General features: G+C 32.4%; 20 protein-coding genes. 10 read left to right on the plus strand and 10 right to left on the minus strand.

Features of this window, described 5'->3' with window-relative positions; genetic code table 11:
• Positions 1-403 (minus strand): MBL fold metallo-hydrolase (locus tag F555_RS09400; RefSeq protein ID WP_018153388.1); only part of this gene is annotated, 403 nt, incomplete at its 3' end.
• A gap of 50 nt (positions 404-453) precedes the next feature.
• Entirely contained in the window at positions 454-2,406 is a 1,953-nt protein-coding gene (gene tgtA, locus F555_RS0101155; RefSeq protein ID WP_018153389.1) for a tRNA guanosine(15) transglycosylase TgtA, read from the minus strand.
• Positions 2,407-2,643: 237 nt separating this feature from the next.
• Here tgtA and pth2 point away from each other — a divergent pair, with 237 nt between their 5' ends.
• The 4 genes from pth2 to F555_RS0101175 all read left to right on the plus strand — a co-directional run bounded on the left by pth2 (position 2,644) and on the right by F555_RS0101175 (position 5,115).
• Complete coding sequence (gene pth2 / locus F555_RS0101160; RefSeq protein WP_018153390.1) at positions 2,644-2,994, plus strand: peptidyl-tRNA hydrolase Pth2; 351 nt, start codon at positions 2,644-2,646, stop codon at positions 2,992-2,994.
• Positions 2,995-3,104: 110 nt separating this feature from the next.
• Entirely contained in the window at positions 3,105-3,929 is an 825-nt protein-coding gene (locus tag F555_RS0101165) for a DUF63 family protein (RefSeq protein WP_018153391.1), read from the plus strand.
• 99 nt (positions 3,930-4,028) lie between these two features.
• Entirely contained in the window at positions 4,029-4,301 is a 273-nt protein-coding gene (locus F555_RS0101170) for a DUF2097 family protein (RefSeq protein WP_018153392.1), read from the plus strand.
• A 175-nt stretch (positions 4,302-4,476) separates the two neighbouring features.
• Positions 4,477-5,115 (plus strand): cobalt-precorrin-8 methylmutase, encoded by a 639-nt coding sequence (locus F555_RS0101175; protein WP_018153393.1) that lies wholly within the window; start codon positions 4,477-4,479, stop codon positions 5,113-5,115.
• A 14-nt stretch (positions 5,116-5,129) separates the two neighbouring features.
• On the opposite strand, the gene F555_RS0101180 is transcribed toward F555_RS0101175, so the two are convergent.
• Complete coding sequence (locus F555_RS0101180; protein WP_018153394.1) at positions 5,130-5,522, minus strand: HIT family protein; 393 nt, start codon at positions 5,520-5,522, stop codon at positions 5,130-5,132.
• A 435-nt stretch (positions 5,523-5,957) separates the two neighbouring features.
• Here F555_RS0101180 and F555_RS0101185 point away from each other — a divergent pair, with 435 nt between their 5' ends.
• From F555_RS0101185 to F555_RS0101195, 3 genes are all read left to right on the plus strand, one after another.
• Positions 5,958-6,671 carry a TIGR00297 family protein gene (locus F555_RS0101185; protein WP_018153395.1) on the plus strand — a complete coding sequence of 238 codons (714 nt, stop codon included), beginning with the start codon at positions 5,958-5,960 and terminating at the stop codon, positions 6,669-6,671.
• 12 nt (positions 6,672-6,683) lie between these two features.
• On the plus strand, positions 6,684-7,394 hold the full coding sequence (locus F555_RS0101190) for an RNA methyltransferase (RefSeq protein ID WP_018153396.1): 711 nt from the start codon (positions 6,684-6,686) through the stop codon (positions 7,392-7,394).
• A gap of 111 nt (positions 7,395-7,505) precedes the next feature.
• Positions 7,506-7,922: a hypothetical protein gene (locus F555_RS0101195; protein WP_018153397.1), complete on the plus strand. Its 417-nt coding sequence runs from the start codon at positions 7,506-7,508 to the stop codon at positions 7,920-7,922.
• Positions 7,923-7,959: 37 nt separating this feature from the next.
• On the opposite strand, the gene hjc is transcribed toward F555_RS0101195, so the two are convergent.
• The 6 genes from hjc to F555_RS0101225 form a co-directional block, all read right to left on the minus strand.
• Positions 7,960-8,364: a Holliday junction resolvase Hjc gene (gene hjc, locus F555_RS0101200; protein ID WP_018153398.1), complete on the minus strand. Its 405-nt coding sequence runs from the start codon at positions 8,362-8,364 to the stop codon at positions 7,960-7,962.
• A 93-nt stretch (positions 8,365-8,457) separates the two neighbouring features.
• Positions 8,458-8,850, minus strand: a complete 393-nt coding sequence (locus F555_RS0101205; RefSeq protein WP_018153399.1) for a CBS domain-containing protein — start codon at positions 8,848-8,850, stop codon at positions 8,458-8,460.
• Between the two features lie 75 nt (positions 8,851-8,925).
• Positions 8,926-9,369: a methanogenesis marker 6 protein gene (locus tag F555_RS0101210; RefSeq protein ID WP_018153400.1), complete on the minus strand. Its 444-nt coding sequence runs from the start codon at positions 9,367-9,369 to the stop codon at positions 8,926-8,928.
• An 86-nt stretch (positions 9,370-9,455) separates the two neighbouring features.
• Positions 9,456-10,520, minus strand: a complete 1,065-nt coding sequence (cobT, locus tag F555_RS0101215) for a nicotinate mononucleotide-dependent phosphoribosyltransferase CobT (RefSeq protein WP_018153401.1) — start codon at positions 10,518-10,520, stop codon at positions 9,456-9,458.
• Positions 10,521-10,609: 89 nt separating this feature from the next.
• Entirely contained in the window at positions 10,610-11,797 is a 1,188-nt protein-coding gene (locus F555_RS0101220) for a bifunctional 5,6,7,8-tetrahydromethanopterin hydro-lyase/3-hexulose-6-phosphate synthase (RefSeq protein WP_018153402.1), read from the minus strand.
• 122 nt (positions 11,798-11,919) lie between these two features.
• Positions 11,920-12,831 carry a dihydroorotate dehydrogenase gene (locus F555_RS0101225; RefSeq protein WP_018153403.1) on the minus strand — a complete coding sequence of 304 codons (912 nt, stop codon included), beginning with the start codon at positions 12,829-12,831 and terminating at the stop codon, positions 11,920-11,922.
• Between the two features lie 390 nt (positions 12,832-13,221).
• Between F555_RS0101225 and F555_RS0101230 the strand changes: the two genes are divergently transcribed.
• Positions 13,222-13,674, plus strand: a complete 453-nt coding sequence (locus tag F555_RS0101230; protein ID WP_018153404.1) for a universal stress protein — start codon at positions 13,222-13,224, stop codon at positions 13,672-13,674.
• Positions 13,675-13,706: 32 nt separating this feature from the next.
• Here F555_RS0101230 and F555_RS0101235 read toward each other — a convergent pair whose 3' ends face one another.
• Entirely contained in the window at positions 13,707-14,873 is a 1,167-nt protein-coding gene (locus tag F555_RS0101235) for a cation:proton antiporter (protein WP_018153405.1), read from the minus strand.
• Positions 14,874-15,162: 289 nt separating this feature from the next.
• Here F555_RS0101235 and dph5 point away from each other — a divergent pair, with 289 nt between their 5' ends.
• Together dph5 and F555_RS0101245 are read left to right on the plus strand one after the other, a co-directional pair.
• Complete coding sequence (dph5, locus tag F555_RS0101240) at positions 15,163-15,930, plus strand: diphthine synthase (protein ID WP_018153406.1); 768 nt, start codon at positions 15,163-15,165, stop codon at positions 15,928-15,930.
• Positions 15,931-16,150: 220 nt separating this feature from the next.
• Positions 16,151-17,158 (plus strand): mechanosensitive ion channel family protein, encoded by a 1,008-nt coding sequence (locus F555_RS0101245; protein WP_018153407.1) that lies wholly within the window; start codon positions 16,151-16,153, stop codon positions 17,156-17,158.
• The last annotated feature ends 372 nt before the right edge of the window (positions 17,159-17,530 follow it).

Below are 17,530 nucleotides of genomic sequence, written 5' to 3' on the forward strand. Positions count from 1 at the left end.
TGTAGCTCACCTTCGCTTCGCTCGGTGATAGTGGTGGGCTACAAAACCTACTGGATTCGAAAACCGAAGGTTTTCGTAAACTCGAAGAGTTTTTGTTTAATCTTTGATTTTCGTAATCTTTTAGGTTTTCGATGTTGCTGTAGTTTATAAATTCTGCATTATTGAATAAATCGTTGTTTCCAACATGGTCATGATGGCTGTGAGTGTTTATAACAATATCTATGTCAGCGGGTTTTAATCCTAACTTTTTTAATTCTTCTATTATGAGCTCCCTATTATCCTTAGACGATGTGTCAACTATTATATTATGTTTTTTTGTACCAATGTACGTTACAGATGATGAGGCTTTTTTTATTCTATCGTTATCCCTAATCAATATCCCTTTATAAAGTAGTTTTAACATGTAGCTCAGCTCCAACTAACTTTTTCCAGTTATAAAAAATAAAAAATCAATTATAACTTAATACCGCCTCTCACATCAACAGCTACGCCGTAATCAAATTCCATCAATTCCCTACTATTTAGAATCGTAGTCCCGTATGCAAGTAGTTCATCATCTTCATTAACTATTAATACTTCTTCGTAAGGTCTTAAATCATTATCACAATCGATTACAAACTTGGCATAAACTGACCTACCGTCCCTTGCAAAGTCCTGAACACTTTTATCCACTACAACCCTGTATTTAGGATATGGTATTTTTTCATGCAAAAGTTTAGCACCTTCTTTTGTAGGTATAAGGAAGTTATCGTTGGCTCTAACTGTAAATATGACTTCTTTATTGTCCAACATTACATTTCTAATTCTTCCTGTTTTTCTGCTTCTCTTTATTACTATGTTGTTTAACAATTCATCATCTAAAATCTTAAATCCATACTGATACTGGAGCATTCTGTCTATTCTTAAGGCGTCTTTATTTACTTTGTTTTTATTTCTATTTGAACCGTAATGACTGGTGTAGTAGTTGTATGAAGATATATCCATTATTTTATCTTCGTGTTCTTTTAAAAATCCTTCAATAAATTGTTTATTGTGTTGTTTTTCAATATCGTAAAGTTCTGGAACTTCACTTTGGGAAAGCGGATATATTGTATCAACATTCAACGGCACTAAACCAAATACATAATCTTTAACTAAAACATCCACGTCAGAAGGTATAATATTGACATTTTCACTGTATGGTTTATTTACCTTGTTCGATAGTGTTGTAACATATATTTTATCAAATTTTATTCTTTTAAGCCTCTGTTTATGCCTTAAAACTTCTGGTCTAAACATACTCTCATATCCGCCGTAAAAGAATGCAGATTTTTTTGAAACTGGGTCATACTTTTCTATAAAATCCATATAATTTGAAACTACCCTTAGAGCACTCAATAACATTGGGTGGCATCTGCATCTTTCCTCTACGAGCTCCCAAAGGTTTCCATCTTTAATGGCATTTTTAATTCTGTTTATCTCTTCAAATGTTACGTAAAGGTTGTGTTCAGCAAGTAACTGTGTTCTTTTTTTCTTCTCCATTTTGTAGAGCTCTTTTGGTGAGTATTCACTACATACTTTACAGGAACATGGGAATTTATCTAAATCCTTTAATTCTTCTAAATGCAAGGTTCCTCTTTCAGTTAAATACCTTCCCTGTTTTGCGTAGAGTGCATAAGCTGCACTGTCAAATAAGTCACATCCCAACGCCACTGCAAGTGCAAAAAACATAGGATGACCGCACCCAAAGAGATGGACAGGCTTATTTGTTGGAAGATGCATTTTGGAGTTTATTATAATCTCAGCAACTTCTTTGTACCTGTAATCCTCCATTAATGGTACAACTGCACCAATTGGATAGATATCAAAGTCCATACTTCCCATTACTTCCGCACTTTTTCTTCTTAAATCCATATGTGTTGAACCTTGGACAGTTCCATTCAATAACAGTTTGTAGTTGTTTTCTTTTTTTAATTCCAAAGATAACTTTGCCCTATTAATCGTTTCTTCCAGCTCTTTTTCAGCTCTTTCCCTATCAACAAATGGCGGTGTCGGTATATCCAATATGGTACCTACATCGACCCCAATTTTTTCTTGAAATTCTATTATCTCCAAAGGTTTTACTTCTACATCCCCATAAACACTGAGCTGAAAAGATCCACTATCTGTAACCACAACCTTATCAAATCCTACGAGCTCGTGGATTCCTTTTTCCTCTGCAATAGCCCTTAGTTCAGGATTCGAGTAAGTTATATATGAGTTTGTTATAATTACGTCTGCAAGGTTGTTGATGATATCCATTGAAACGGTTTGTTTTTTTGGATTAGGATGAACTACCGGCATTATTGTTGGTGTTTCGATTGTTTTACCGTTTATTTTTATTTTTCCTATTCTGCCCATTGCATCTCTATGTTTTATCTCAAACATGTTTCCACCGTAGATTTAATAAAATTATAATTTCACTAAAATTAATAAATATAATGACCCCACAAAGTCAATAAAACCACTTCATCACTTCATCACTTGTGACCTTAATTGATTTTAATCTATTTAAGCCGAATTTGCATGTTTGTGGAAGCATTATAATGAAAGCTACAAATATTAAAATAGATAATGTATCATCTATCCAGCACCGTTATTTATAAACTTTTGTGAGTTGATTTTATGTATGAACAGGTCATTATTATTAGAAACGATTTAAAAATGGGTAAGGGTAAAATTGCAGCTCAGGCATGTCATGCTTCAATTGAATCATTTATTCATGCTCAAAAAATATGTCCAAATATAGTTAAGGAATGGTTAAGATCTGGACAAAAGAAAGTAGTGTTAAAAGTAAATTCTGAAAAAGAATTACTCGAAGTATTTAAAAATGCCAATATAGAAGGTCTCCCATGTAGTTTAATTAGGGATGCAGGCAGAACCCAGCTAGAACCTGGGACAATTACTGCAGTAGGCATTGGACCCGAAAAAGAAGACAATATCAATAAAATCACTGGAAAACTGAAATTACTTTAAATAATCTACTGATTTTCGATTTCACTATAATTTTTTTTGTTTAATTATAAAAAAGCATTTAATATTTAGGGGATACTTTATAGTAGGGATAAAACATGTGGTGAACTACAATGGATATAAAAAATACTGTACTTGAATTCATAAATAAATACTACATCTATCCAATACATGCTAAAACCGGTTATAATCTTATCCAAGAGATAACTTATGGTACTTTACTATTTGTAATGGTTTATATATTCTATAAGGCATGTAACTTTTTAAATATACGTGTCGATAAAAGATTTGCAGAGGTAACTATTTTTTACGTAATTTTAATAACCTTAATGAGGGCATTAGTTGATGCAGGCGTTATCCCCCGTTTATACTACACGGTAACTCCAGGGATAGTGGTTTTAGTTGGACTATATTATATGCTTTCAATAATCGGCTCTGGAGCATTGTTTAAAAATAGATACTATATTTCAGCTAGTTTAATGGCTCTGGTTCCTATAATTTACCTTTTACCGGAGTTTTTAAAGAGAATAACGCATTTAGAAGCATTATTTTACACCTTAGTGGTTCTATTCCCAACATATTTCATTGCAATTCGTATTTTAGAGAAACTCAAAAATATAAAAAAACTAAACATTGGCAAAATCGATAGAATTGATAAATACGCTATATTTTCTCAATTAGTGGATGCATCAGCCACATCCATAGGTATTGGCATTTACGGCTATTGGGAACAGCATCCAGTACCAAGGTTTTTTATGGATATTCTTGGTCCGTATATTCTCATACCCTTAAAATTAATCGTGGTCGTATTGGTGCTATATATTATTAACAAAGAAATTGATAATAAGGATTTAAGAAATATATTGAAAATAACCATAATGTCTTTAGGATTAGCTCCAGGCCTTAGGAACCTGTTCAGGATTGTGATGGGAGTTTAAATGAAGTGGTCTCAAAACCTTATTTATTTAAATAATAATATATTATTTATTTAATAACTTTTAAAATAGTTGTTGAATATCCTCAATAAAGGTGATTTTATGAAGGTTATTGAAAGAGATGTTAATAAAGACGAACTGTATGATTATCTAGATTCTATTGAAGAGGGGGACCATATAGAAGCCTACTTTGGGAGATGCCATGTGGAAGGCACAGTAGTTTGTAAAAGTGGGACCTACTTTAGGGTGGATACAGATAACGATTTAATGGGAGTATTGGAACTGGATATTGCAGATGTTGTAAAGGATTTAATTGAAGTAGTTCATATAAAAGAACACAGTGAAAAAGAAAAAGTAGTTCTTAGAATTATCTAGTTTTGATTAAAAAGATAACTACCACAACTATATAAATAAGTATTAGGGCCTATAAATAGAAACAAATATGAATCTCTAACAATCAATTTTATTTAGTTTTATGAAATTAAGGAGCTCTTAAAATTTTTAAGTTAGTATGTTTTAATTGTTAAACACATTATTCAAGGTAGATACTATGTTCATGGGTGCCACCACCAGAGACGGGTTAAATATCGCTGAAAAATCTAGGGAAATAGTAAAAAGTAAAATAAAAGAGGTTCTCGGCTCCAACATAAATGACTATTCAGAGGCGGAATTGGGAATAATAGAAAGGGTAGTCCATGCAACAGCTGACCCAGAATATGCCAAATTGGTTAAATTCAAGGGGGATGCAATAAAATATGGAGTTGAAGCCATTAAACATGGAAAGCCTTTGATTGTCGATATAAACATGGTAGGCGCAGGTATAAGGTACGAGAATATAAAGTGCTTTATAAGTGATGAAAATACCTATAAAATAGCTAAAGAAGAGGAAATAACTAGGGCAGTGGCTTCTATGAGAATTGCAAAAGATCTCATCGATGGAGGGGTAGTGGTAGTAGGTAATGCGCCAACTGCACTTTTAGAAGTTATAAGGATGGTAAAAGAAGAGGGAGTAAAACCAAAATTGATTATTGGGGTTCCTGTGGGCTTTGTAAAAGCCAGTGAATCAAAAGAACTTCTTAGAGATACTGATATCCCTTCAATAACTACGGTAGGACCTAAGGGAGGCACCCCAGTTGCAGTAGCTATAGCAAATGGCATTATTGCCTTAAGTAATAATGAAAAGGCATGATTTGAATTAAAAAATTATTTTTTTAATTCATTCAAAACATCATCTAAATTTACAGCTATAGGTTCAGAGAATTTTATAACCTCTTCTTTTTCTTCATTATATCTTGGAATTACATGAAAATGAACATGTGGAACTTCCTGCCCAGCAGCAGGTTTGTTGTTGTTTAAAATGTTATATCCATCAGGGTTTAGTGATTTTAAGATTTCAACAACTTTTTTAACAGTTTTCATTAAATTGATCATTTCATCATCAGGGAGCTCATCAAATGTCTCGTAGTGTTCCTTTGGAATTACAAGAGTATGGCCTTTACTTCTTGGATTTACATCCAAAAAAGCCATGGTCTTTTCGTCTTCATAAACCACTTTAGCAGGTATCTCTTTATTTACGATTTTGCAGAATATACACATATTCACACCTTTGATTTGTTTATATACTTTTAATATAAAGTATATATTATAACTACTTAATAATTTTTTTATTTGAGTTATTTTATCATTATCATAATCAACAGTTAAGGCCTGGTAAATTTAAAACTTTTAATGGGATCTATTTCAAAATTTGAACCGAAAAAGAAATAGATATACACAAAGGATTGAATGTTATAAACTTCTTTGAAGTTCTTGAAAATTCATTTCATAACATCAACAATATAAAATATAGTCGTTCTGCAATTAAGCGATTGTTATATTACTTAATTTTAAATTATGGAAGTTTTTAAACAATACATAATTGAAATTAGATAATACTTATATGCATACATTCGCAGAACGACTATAAACATACCAAAAACTTTAAAACATTAAAAGTTATTAAAATTTATTTATATTTAGCTCGGTGGAAACATGGAACTTTACATTAAGATAATTTATTCCCTTGTTATTGTTTTATTATTGGCATATTTGATAAAGAAAAAAGGGTATTTGGATGATTGTGGGATTTACGCTTCATCAATAATGGCATTTATAATCCTTATAAGTACTGAGATAAGCTGGTTGATATTACTTTTTTCATTCCTTGTACTGGGGAGTTTAGTAAGTAAAATAGGATATTCTACAAAAGATTCTATGAAATTAGGAGAATGTAAAAGGACAATTAAAAATGTCCTTGCAAATGGGATTATGGCTGTTTTATTTGTCTTAGCCTATGCATTTGGAATTCTGAATTATGATGTGGCACTGATAGGATATGCAGGCTCAATTGCTGCTGCTACTTCAGATACATTTTCATCTGAGCTCGGGGTGCTCTCAAAAGAAACTCCAAGATTAATAACCACTCTTAAAAAAGTTGAAAAAGGTACTGATGGTGGGATAACACTCTTTGGAACACTTTTGGGGCTTTTAGGTTCATTTTCAATAGGTTTTTTAGCATTCCTGCTATTTAAGGATTTGAATTTAATTTGGATAGCCACAGTTGCTGGATTATTGGGCAATCTTTCAGACAGTCTTGTTGGAGCTCTATTTGAAAGAAAGGGAATAATCAATAACGAACACGTTAATTTTATAGCCACCCTTGTGGGAAGCCTCAGTGCAATACTGATTTATACAAAAATATTTTAACTAAGGGATAAGATGGAAAAAGTAGTTATTTTAGTTAACCCAAAGTACAGCGGAAACTTAGGCGCAATTGCAAGATGCATGATGAATTTTGGAGTAAAAAAATTGAGAATAGTAGGTAGCAGAGATATTTTAGATAAGGAAGCATATATTAGGGCAGTTCACGCTAAAGATATTTTAGATAACGCCGAGTTTTATGATAGTTTAAAAGATGCAATTGAAGACGTTGATTTTGTTGTAGCTACATCGGGTGCTGTCTGTGGGGATAGGAATATTAAAAGAGTCCCAATAACCCCAAGAGAACTTGCAGAAAAACAACAGGATGTAGATGGTACCTTAGGAATAGTTTTTGGAAGAGAAGACGATGGCCTTACAAATGAAGATCTGGAACTATGCGATTTACTGGTTTCAATCCCCACATCCGATGAATATCCAATAATGAATTTATCCCATGCAGTTTCAGTTATACTATATGAGCTCTATATTTCTTCAATCGAAAACGAAATTCCGTACAACGTTAGAATGAGAAAGGCTTCAAAGACGGAAAAGAATGTTTTAATAAAGGTATTTGATGAGTTCGTTGATAGATCGCCAAATATTCAAGAATACAGGAAAGAAATGTGTAAAACCATTTTTAAAAGACTTATAAGCCGGGCATTTATTAGTGGAAAAGAGGCAAACACCATTATGTGTGTCTTTAAAGAAAAAATAGCAAATGATAAATAAAATAATAAGAACCATATGGAAAATTTTTTAAAGGTTATCAATTATATACTACAATAATACATGTTTAATTAGCTAGAAAATCAGCCAGAAAATTGTCGATAGGTGAGGGGAATGTTTATATCTGGTGCACAAGGGAAGGTATTGGTCCTTGAACACGATAATGAAAATATAATATTAAAATTGTTAAATGAAAACGGTGAGGAAATAGATTCAGTATCATTGGATAAGGAAACTACCTCACTGTTTCTCACATTGTTAAATCATGGCGTAGTTTCTGCTGAAGAAATAAATAGAAAATTCAAAAAAGAAGGCATAAGACTACAAAAAATACAGGATGTGGGGACTTGTTTCGCAGACAATAGCAGAGTCTCAATAGCAATACTTCCTGCAGATGATAGGAGAACAGCATCTATATTGATTGGATTCCACAGGGAGGCTGAACATTCTTCAATTATTATAAAACCAAAAAGAGCAGCTTATTTGGGAATTTTAATAACAAAACTCATAATTTCAAATATTGCTGAATAACTATTTTTCCATTCTATTTTTAGTTTTTTATCGTTTTTTAAATTAATTTATCTGATCCAGTCAATCTAATCTGTTTTCCTTCTCCAATTAACTCTTTAAAATCGGTGGCTATTGGGCATATTTTGTTATAATCCAACGCATAGTTTTTTCCGTTGGTGGTTAAAAGATAGGGGTTTATAAAAAGTCGTTCTCCTTTCATTTTCAAAGCAATATATGGAGCTCCTCCAAAAGTTTCTGAGAATTCCACAAGTTTATCCACATCTTCCTTTGAGATGTAGAACTTTTCTTTTGAAGTTACCTTACATTCAAAGATGTAAATTTTTCCATTTTTTCCGGCTACTAAATCCACCCCATGACTTCCTGCACTCCTTATAACGGCGAATCCTTTATCTTCCAGGGCTTTCTTCAATTCCCTCTCGAATCCTGACCCCTTTCTATACACACTTACACCCTTCCAACAAAGCACCAATAAAAATAAAAATATTTTAAATTGTTTAAAAATATATAGTTGGATCAATTCATTAATCCATATCTGTTAATCCATTAATTTTGCCATTAATTTTATAACATCCTTTGAGCTCAATACTCCAACAATTTTATCCTCATTAAGTTCTGAAAGAACATATAGGTGATGAATATTGTTATTTGTCATAACTTCAACGGCCTTTTCAAGTGGTGCTTCAGGACTTATTGTAATGAGTTTTGAGGTCATGATATCTTCTGCTTTTAAGTTGTTTAAGTTTTCATGGTAATGCTTCAATATGGTGGTATCTGTGATAATCCCCCAAAACACCTGATTATCTGAAACTACAACAGATGAAATATTGTACTCTGCCATTTTTTTAACAACATCTGATATTTTATCATTTAATGATACTTCATGAATTCCTCTCTTCATTACGTCTCTAACCATATATTTTGAGATCATAAATACACCTCACAGTATAATAACAAATAAGATATTTTATATTGTATAATTAGTCAATTTTATGTTAATTGGTCACTAAGCACTAATGCTATCCATAATTTCTTTAAATTTTTCAGGACTTAGCTTTTTGGTTTTTATTTTTTCATATTCTTCTTCAATTTCCTCCTTATTCAATTTTTCTTCACTCTCAACACTTTCCAGTCCTTTTGCAATTCTATCCAATATTTTCTGTTCAGCTTCCAATTGGTGAAATCCTTCTCTTGGACCCCCTTTTCTGAATGCTCTGCATCTTCTTTTATCCCAGATTGGAAAACCCCTATCTTTACAGAATATTTTGTTCTTTTCGAGATCTCTTACCATTTCTGCTATTTTATCAACAACCTCATCTTCGCCTTCAATGTATGCTCCAAAGCACGTTTCTTTAACATTTATATCATAATCTAAAGAATTCAAATATCTAAACAATCTTGAAGGTGTTGTATTTGCATTTTCTGCCAGTACGATAACTTTAGATTTCATAACCTCACCGATAATAAATATATAATATGTACTATATGAAATTTTTTAGTAACTGTAAAGGTTTAAAGATTTTTTGAGTTAATCAATCACTTCATTGAGTACCATTTTTGATAATTTTCTTCAACATAGTTTCTAATATCTTCTGGATTTAAACCATTCACATAGGTATATGTGGCAATCCCTCCTGCACCAACTCCCTCTTTTACAGACCCTTCACAGTATGCCCTTAATCCTTTTATTTTGGATTTCTCATAGTTGAACTTTGAGGCAAATAATGGAATCTCCTCAATTTGTTCAACTATATTCTTTAAATCTGCATTTTTATCGTTTAAAACAAACTCTGTAGTACTAATTGCTACCAATCCACTTTTCAGAGCTCCGGGATCTATCTCTTTTATTACCGAAAGAACTGCAGCCATCTGAGTTCCACCTGCCAAAATAACAGGTTTATTTCTTTTAACTGCTGAAATAACCATTCCCGCAACTACTGGCATCATTTTGTCCCCAACTGCATTTAATACATCAAAAACATCCTTAGATTTGGCGTACTTTAAACCATTTTCTACAACTTTTAGTTTGAGCTCCTTTGGATTTTCAACAGAACCTGAACTTATCTTGTCTTTTGCATCATATCCCAAACCTAGTAAAACCCCGAGTGCAGTTGTAGTTCCCCCAGGAACACTTTCACCAATAACCAAACTATCATATATGATATTTTCCCCGAGAATCAGTCCTTTTTTAAAGAGCTCCTTTGAGTTATCCATTGCAAGACCTTTAAAAATATCCCCAGTAGGCTTTTGATCTATGGATATGTACGGCACCTGAGGTTTTACATAACTTCCTGCATCCACTGTTAAAACAGGGATTTTCATTAAATCCACTGCAGCTCTCGTTATTGTTGCAGGGCTGGGACATCCTGTAGCATCTATCGGAGGTGTTGGAAGTGATAGGCTCTTTCCCAATGTAACTAGCTCCATATCTGCTGCCGGAGTGTAGTCTATAACTTTTTTATTAACTCCTGATATAGGGTGGTGTTTTGTAGTCTCTATTGAGGATATTACACATGCAAATTGAACATGATTGTTTTCACGTTCATTTTTACTTTTTATCTTTTCTAAAAATCCATTTTCATTAATGGATATAATGGCCATGGTTTCACTTTTTATCTTATTTTTTTCTTTAATAATGCATTATATGATCGTATATTTTACAAAATTTTACAAAATATTTGGGTTTATACTTAATCCCTGTAATTTATATCTTCATCTTCATCCAAGTATAACCGGTACTGTTCTATATCGTCCCCTAATTTATTCACAATTGCTCTGGCAGTTCTTCCAGGGTCTCTTGATTTGGTTATGCCCCTACCAACTACGATTATATCGTACCTGTCCTTTATTTCATCCACATTTTCAAATGAAACTCCGCCGGCAATTCCCAGCAAAGCGTCTATATCGTCTTTTTTAATTGCATTCGCCCTTACACCATATTCATCTTCTTTAAGATCCCTTTGGATATTGAAAGATTCCTCATCTATGGCTCTGTGAACCATTAAAACATCTGGTTTTAGTTCCAAAGAATTGTAAAGTTTTAATGGATTTTCAACATTTATGACGTCTAAATAACTCATTATGCCGCATTTTTGGCATTCGTGAATGCCTTTAAGTATCGTTGACTTTGGGGCCACACCACTTAAAGCTACTGCATTTGCAGTACATTCAAAAGCCATTCTAACTTCTATCCTTCCAGTGTCCATAGTTTTCAAATCAGCCACTATAAATCCATCAAAGAGCTCCCTTATATGTTCTATAATTTCTATTCCAAATCTTTTAATTAATGGTGTCCCGGCCTCTATTATTATTCTATCGCTCTTTGGAAGAGAATTTATAATGAATTCCATGTTTTCAATTGTAGGTACATCAAGTGCAACCTGTAGATATGGAGGCCTCTCTAATTTAATATCCCTAAACCCAACAAGGGGATGCAGAGCTCTGTATTTTTCTTTTTTGATTTTTTCCTTTGATGGATATTCATTTAAGCTTCTCGTTATTGCCAGCTTGGTTGCCCCATAGTAGTAATGAAATAATTTTCTTTTATTTAAATTTGTTAAAGGAACGTCTGGGACAGAAACAGTAGCTACTATTTTTAAATCTTCTTCCAAATCTAAATCAGCTACTGCCTTAGCTACACCGTACTGTATAACGCCGTTTAAAAGTTCATCTTGAATTTCATTTTGGATTGTGTGCCTTGGAACCACCAAGGTTAAAGGTTTAACAATTAAATTGTCCCTTAAATTTGCAAAAATTGGAGAAGGAACTCTCGTTAGTGCGTTTGTAAATACAGCATCTATTTCACTACCTTTTCCAACTACAACATTAACAATAGCTTTTAAATCCTTTCCAAGGATTGCCTCACCAAAATGTACCATAATATCATCTTTTTGATTTTTTATTTTATAGTCGTTCTGCAATTAAACAGTATTAAACAGTATTATTTAGCTTCAAAAAGAAATTTAAGAAAGATTTACCTCATCCATTCGCAGAATAACTTTTAATGGGCTGCCCCAACAATATCTTTAAGTTCAAGGTTCTTTGATTTCAAGAATCCTTCAATTTCATCGCATATTTTTTTAAATATGTCATATCCCCTGTAGTAAACCCCTGTTCCAACCTGAACAGCAGAAGCTCCTGCCATCATGAATTCTATGGCATCGTAACCTGTAGTAATTCCCCCTACTCCGATTATTGGAACATCTACAGTTTCATAAATGTCATAAATTTGTTTTATTGCTATTGGTTTTATGGCTTTTCCAGACATTCCACCAAATTTATTTCCCAATATAGGTGTTTTTGTGTCTATGTCTATGACCATACCTGGACCTAAAGTGTTAATTGCTGTGATTCCGTCGGCTCCAGCCTCAACTACTACAGACGCTATTTCTTTTATATCGGTAACATTGGGGGTTAATTTTGCAATTACTGGAACCTTTACAGCATCTTTTACCGCAGAAACTACCTTATAACATAAATCAGGATTTTGTCCAATTGTGGCTCCATAACATCCTCCAGCATGAGGACAGGATATATTCAGCTCGATTAAATCCACATGTGGGGCCATAATCTCTGCAACTTTTGAAAATTCTTTTTCATCTTTTCCATAAATTGAACCGATTATTTTAGTATTTATTCTTCTTAAATCTTCATTAACTCCTTCAATTTCTTCAATATATTCTTCCACACCAGGGTTTGGCAACCCCATGGCATTTAAAAAACCACCTTCCACTTCAACCATTGTTGGGTTTTTATGGCCTTCTTTTTTCTCCAATCCAACGGACTTTGTACATACTGCTCCTGCGCCATTTTTTGCTATTCTTTTTAAGGCACTTCCAGTTTCTCCCATAACTCCAGCAGCTAAAAAAACCGGATTTTTGAAGTCAATATTCCAAATTTTAGTTTTCAACATAATTACCCTCTATTATCATTATATCCGTATAAACGATTATCATATAATATGATTTTTGTATAAAATTATTCTAAAAATAGGCTTATAACCCAATAACTTAAATTTTCTATCATCAGTATATAAAACTCAATGTGTGTATAGGGGGTGTGCAGTTAAATGAAAATCAAAATATTATAATTTAAGACTGCAGTAAATAAGCTTAATTTAATTAACAATGCATATATCACATTTTTAAATAAAATTATCTGTATTCATTAGTTAAGTAACTAATGCACACTATAAATGTAGTATATATTACCAATATATATTAAACTAATTAAGGATTTAAAATACTATAAATATTATCCGATAAAATAGTACTATATGCATATAATATACAGGTGAAAATATATGGTTTATAATAAAATATTGGTACCAACCGATGGTTCAGAAGTATCTTTAGAAGCTGCAAAACATGCTATTGAAATGGCAAAAGCCATGAATTCCAGAATATATGCTATATACGTTGTTGATATAGTTCCATTTATAGGACTTCCTACAGAGGGGCTTTGGGAAAGTATGAAGGAAATTTTAGAAGAGGAAGGCAATGATGCACTTAATAAAATATCCCATATGGCCAAGGATTACAATGTTGATATTAAAGTAGAAATATTGGAAGGAAACCCTGTAAAAGAAATTGTAGATTACGCCGAAAGAAAAAAAGTCGATTTGATTGTAATGGGAACTACTGGAAAAACTGGTTTGGATAAGTTATTACTCGGTAGTGTTGCAGAAAAAGTTACTAAAAAATCCCACTGTCCAATACTGTTGGTCAAAAAATATGGATCAGAAGAATCAGAATAATAATTTATTATTTTATTTCATTTCTATTTTAGTTAATTGACAAATTTTTCCCTATTATCCATTACAAGTTTTTTCACAAATATCGGAGTTATCATGGAGGTTACCAACGACAATACAACTATTGCAACAAAAAATTCATCGGATATTATCCCGAGCTCTCTACCAACTGATGCTGCAACAAGTGAAGCCGAAATTTGTGGTATGGTCAATAATCCACCACAAATACTCTGTAATTTATTGTACCCTATTAATTTAAATGACATGTATCCTGATGTAAGTTTTAAAGTCATTGCACCAATTATGGTGGCTAAAATTAAACCCATATTTTTCAAATTAAATAAAACTCCAGTATCAGTAGTCATTCCCAATGTAAGGAAGAATATCGGTATAAAAAACCCATAACCAATTGCATTTAAATTTTTATTTAATAATTCATCGTGCTCTTTCTTTGTTAGGGATTCCGAGACTGCTATTCCCGTAATAAATGCCCCAATTATTGGGTGAAGTCCAATACGTTCCCCTGCAAGAATGGAAATCAGTATGACAAACAAAACAAAGTGTATTTTCTTAATATGGAGTTTTTCAAACTTTTGGAATATTATTTTTGAGATATATGGAATCGTGAGTAAAAGTCCCAATATATATAGTAAAACAAGGCCTATAAAATATCCGATATCTGAATTCTGAGTATTCATGCTCATTCTTATTATTATTGAGAGAACTATAAGACTAATTAAATCCACTATTATCGTGGCACTTAATGCCGTTGTACCAAACCTTGTTTTGGTTAAATCAAGTTCATTCATAAGGGCATATATCATTCCAACAGAGTGGGACGAGAATATAGACGCATACAATAGGGAACCTATAAAATCAAGCCCGAACCACGTTCCTATTAAATACCCGCCCATAGCTGGAATTACAAGGGAGAACAAACTTATTATGGTCGACTTTCCAAATTCCTCCCTTAAAGTCCCATTGTCTACTTCCACACCTGCCAAAAACATTAAAAATATGGCGCCGAATGATGAAAATACTTCTATAGTGTTGTCCACGTCTATTAACCCCAACCCATATGGTCCTATTACCATCCCTGCCAACATCGTGGCGGTAATACCTGGAACATTAAATCTCTTTAGTATTTCAGGTGCGATAAATATGGAAGTTATTATTATAAAAAATAGTAAATACATGTCCATTAATTTCACCAATACTTAAGACCAGTTAACATTAATTATAAGATCGTTTGCTATAAAGATAATTAAATTATAATGTTCACTATATAATTTTAATTGTCGTATAAATGTTTTAAATTTTATTTATTTTTTCATTTTTATATGATATGGTATTAATGTATCAATACTAATAATATAATGTCTGAATTCGTGTTTGGCGATTAATAACATATGTAACTTTCTAATATTGTAAAACAGAACCATATTTGATTGAAATTTATCAACGACTATTTAACAATTATAAGGTGACATAATGCTCGTATTAGCAGGACTAGGTTTATACGATGAAAAAGACACGACTTTAAAAACCTTGGAATTTGCAAAGAAAGTGGATAAAATATATGCAGAATTTTATACTGCAGTTCTAACCGGTACAACAATAGAAAAAATCCAAGAAACTCTGGGAAAAGAAATAACCGTTTTAGACAGGGAAAAAGTAGAGTATGAAACAAATAAGCTTATTGATGAAGCTAAAGAAAAAGATATAATGTTCCTGACAGCTGGAGATCCTATGGTTGCAACTACCCACGTTGATATTGCAGTTGAAGCAAGAAAAAAAGGTATTGAAGTTGTAATATTAAATGCCCCTTCAATTTATTCTGCAATAGGGATAACTGGTTTGCAACTGTATAAATTTGGTAAAACTACTTCAATAGTATTTCCAGAACCAAATTATTTCCCTGAAACTCCCTACGATGTTATAAAAGATAATTTAAATATGGGCTACCACACCCTATGTCTATTGGATATTCATGCCCATGAAAACAGATTCATGACCGCAAATGAAGGTCTTGAAACACTTTTGAAAATTGAAGAAAAGAAAAATGAAAACATCTTAAGTGAAGATACAAAAGCTGTTGTACTGGCAAGAGCTGGAAGTCTAAAGCCAAAACTGGTTTATGGAAAAATAAAAGATTTGATAAACTACGACTTCGGGGGGCCACTTCACTGTATAATAATACCTGGGAAACTTCACTTTATGGAAGAAGACGCTTTAAAATATTTGTGTGAGAACATATAGTTACAATCCCACCTCTTTTTTAAAATAAGATAAATATTGCAATATTAAACCAGTATTTAAAAACTATGAAAAATATATTATTATTACAAATTTAAGACATCAGTATAGTCGTCATCTGCAAATAAGTGTAAATATCTATATTAAATTAATTGAAATTTGTTTAATAATTCTAATTTTATTGCAGAACGGCTCTATATACACCATGCCTGTAGGGATTACCATGAATAAAAATGAAAATCCAATATTAAAAACCAAGTTTATATCTAAAGTTCTAATTTTGTTAGGTATTTTGTATTACTTAAGTAGTAAGCTAAATTTTTACCAGTATTTATTAAAATTAGAGAGTTACAGTCCCCAAATTACTATATTAGTTGTCTTAATTCTCGGTACCCTAATATTTTTAGATATAGTTTTGGAAATTTTAAGAAAATATTTTGAAAAGGTAGATATAAGGGAATACCCAATTGCTGCCTCAGTAGTTAAATATGTGACATGGCTTATAGCAGGTTTAATTGCAATTTCCCTTATCTATAAAGATGTAGGTTCCCTTATGATGTCCCTTGGTCTTATGGGGGCAGCTTTAACTCTTGCGCTACAAAAACCAATTATAAACTTTGTAGGATGGCTAACTATTATATTTACCCAACCATTCAAAATTAACGACAGGATTTATATAAAAGGCGTTGGGGGTGGAGACGTCTATAAGATAGATATAATGTATATAAGTTTAAGAGAGGTTGAAGTAGAGTCAACTGGAAGAAGTTTAACCATACCAAACTCATACATCTTAACTAATTCGGTGGTAAATTATTCAAAAGGCTCCAGGTACATATGGGATAGTGTCGAAGTAAGTATCACATATGAAAGTGACTGGAAAAAGGCTGAAAAATTGATTTTTGAAGCATGCGATGATGTTGTTGGGGAGGAGATGGCAAAATTAGCTGAGCTCTGGAAAAATAAACCTCGAATCTTTGCAAAATCAAAAGTATATGATAAGCCGATTATGCGGGTAAAGCTATTAGATAGCGGGATTGAAATAAAAGTCAGGTATTTGGTAGATGCATTTAAATGGGCCGAAGTAAAGACGGAAATTACTAAAAATATCCTAAATAAGTTGGAAAATGAGGATGATGTAGAGATAGCCTACCCACATATGGAAATAATACACAGACCAAAATCAAACATGGCATATAATTTTACAACTCACCATGAAGATGATAAAAATTAAAATGTTGTCTCAGAGCTCATACGGTTCATCACATACTTGAAATTGCTGAGCAATTAATACTCAGCCTTTGGTTCGAGATCAGCAAAAACTATTCATCATCGACAACGATTTTAGAAAATAAGTAAATAACTTTAAGGGTGGGAATATTATGGTTCTTAATATTATAGTATAGAGCAAAACCTTTTAGAAAAAGGTTTTGATTGAACAAAATCCTAAGGGATTTTGTAGCTCACCAACTTCGTTGGTGATTCCAAAACCGGATACTTCTTAACGAAGTTAAGTCGAAGCGAATCGAAGATTCGCTGTCGAAGCAAATTTCAAAGAAATTCGCTGACTCACAAAAATTCGAAGAATTTTTGTCGAGACTCACAA

This window comes from Methanothermococcus thermolithotrophicus DSM 2095 (assembly GCF_000376965.1).
Classification (GTDB): domain Archaea; phylum AGJL01; class Methanococci; order Methanococcales; family Methanococcaceae; genus Methanothermococcus; species Methanothermococcus thermolithotrophicus.

Excerpts from the sequence above, each read along its gene's own strand:
- tgtA (WP_018153389.1), bottom strand. The coding sequence starts at position 2,406 with ATGTTTGAGATAAAACATAGAGATGCAATGGGCAGAATAGGAAAAATA.
- pth2 (WP_018153390.1), top strand. The coding sequence starts at position 2,644 with ATGTATGAACAGGTCATTATTATTAGAAACGATTTAAAAATGGGTAAG.
- F555_RS0101165 (WP_018153391.1), top strand. The coding sequence starts at position 3,105 with ATGGATATAAAAAATACTGTACTTGAATTCATAAATAAATACTACATC.
- F555_RS0101170 (WP_018153392.1), top strand. The coding sequence starts at position 4,029 with ATGAAGGTTATTGAAAGAGATGTTAATAAAGACGAACTGTATGATTAT.
- F555_RS0101175 (WP_018153393.1), top strand. The coding sequence starts at position 4,477 with ATGTTCATGGGTGCCACCACCAGAGACGGGTTAAATATCGCTGAAAAA.
- F555_RS0101180 (WP_018153394.1), bottom strand. The coding sequence starts at position 5,522 with ATGTGTATATTCTGCAAAATCGTAAATAAAGAGATACCTGCTAAAGTG.
- F555_RS0101185 (WP_018153395.1), top strand. The coding sequence starts at position 5,958 with ATGGAACTTTACATTAAGATAATTTATTCCCTTGTTATTGTTTTATTA.
- F555_RS0101190 (WP_018153396.1), top strand. The coding sequence starts at position 6,684 with ATGGAAAAAGTAGTTATTTTAGTTAACCCAAAGTACAGCGGAAACTTA.
- F555_RS0101195 (WP_018153397.1), top strand. The coding sequence starts at position 7,506 with ATGTTTATATCTGGTGCACAAGGGAAGGTATTGGTCCTTGAACACGAT.
- F555_RS0101205 (WP_018153399.1), bottom strand. The coding sequence starts at position 8,850 with ATGATCTCAAAATATATGGTTAGAGACGTAATGAAGAGAGGAATTCAT.
- F555_RS0101210 (WP_018153400.1), bottom strand. The coding sequence starts at position 9,369 with ATGAAATCTAAAGTTATCGTACTGGCAGAAAATGCAAATACAACACCT.
- cobT (WP_018153401.1), bottom strand. The coding sequence starts at position 10,520 with ATGGCCATTATATCCATTAATGAAAATGGATTTTTAGAAAAGATAAAA.
- F555_RS0101220 (WP_018153402.1), bottom strand. The coding sequence starts at position 11,797 with ATGGTACATTTTGGTGAGGCAATCCTTGGAAAGGATTTAAAAGCTATT.
- F555_RS0101225 (WP_018153403.1), bottom strand. The coding sequence starts at position 12,831 with ATGTTGAAAACTAAAATTTGGAATATTGACTTCAAAAATCCGGTTTTT.
- F555_RS0101230 (WP_018153404.1), top strand. The coding sequence starts at position 13,222 with ATGGTTTATAATAAAATATTGGTACCAACCGATGGTTCAGAAGTATCT.
- F555_RS0101235 (WP_018153405.1), bottom strand. The coding sequence starts at position 14,873 with ATGGACATGTATTTACTATTTTTTATAATAATAACTTCCATATTTATC.
- dph5 (WP_018153406.1), top strand. The coding sequence starts at position 15,163 with ATGCTCGTATTAGCAGGACTAGGTTTATACGATGAAAAAGACACGACT.
- F555_RS0101245 (WP_018153407.1), top strand. The coding sequence starts at position 16,151 with ATGAATAAAAATGAAAATCCAATATTAAAAACCAAGTTTATATCTAAA.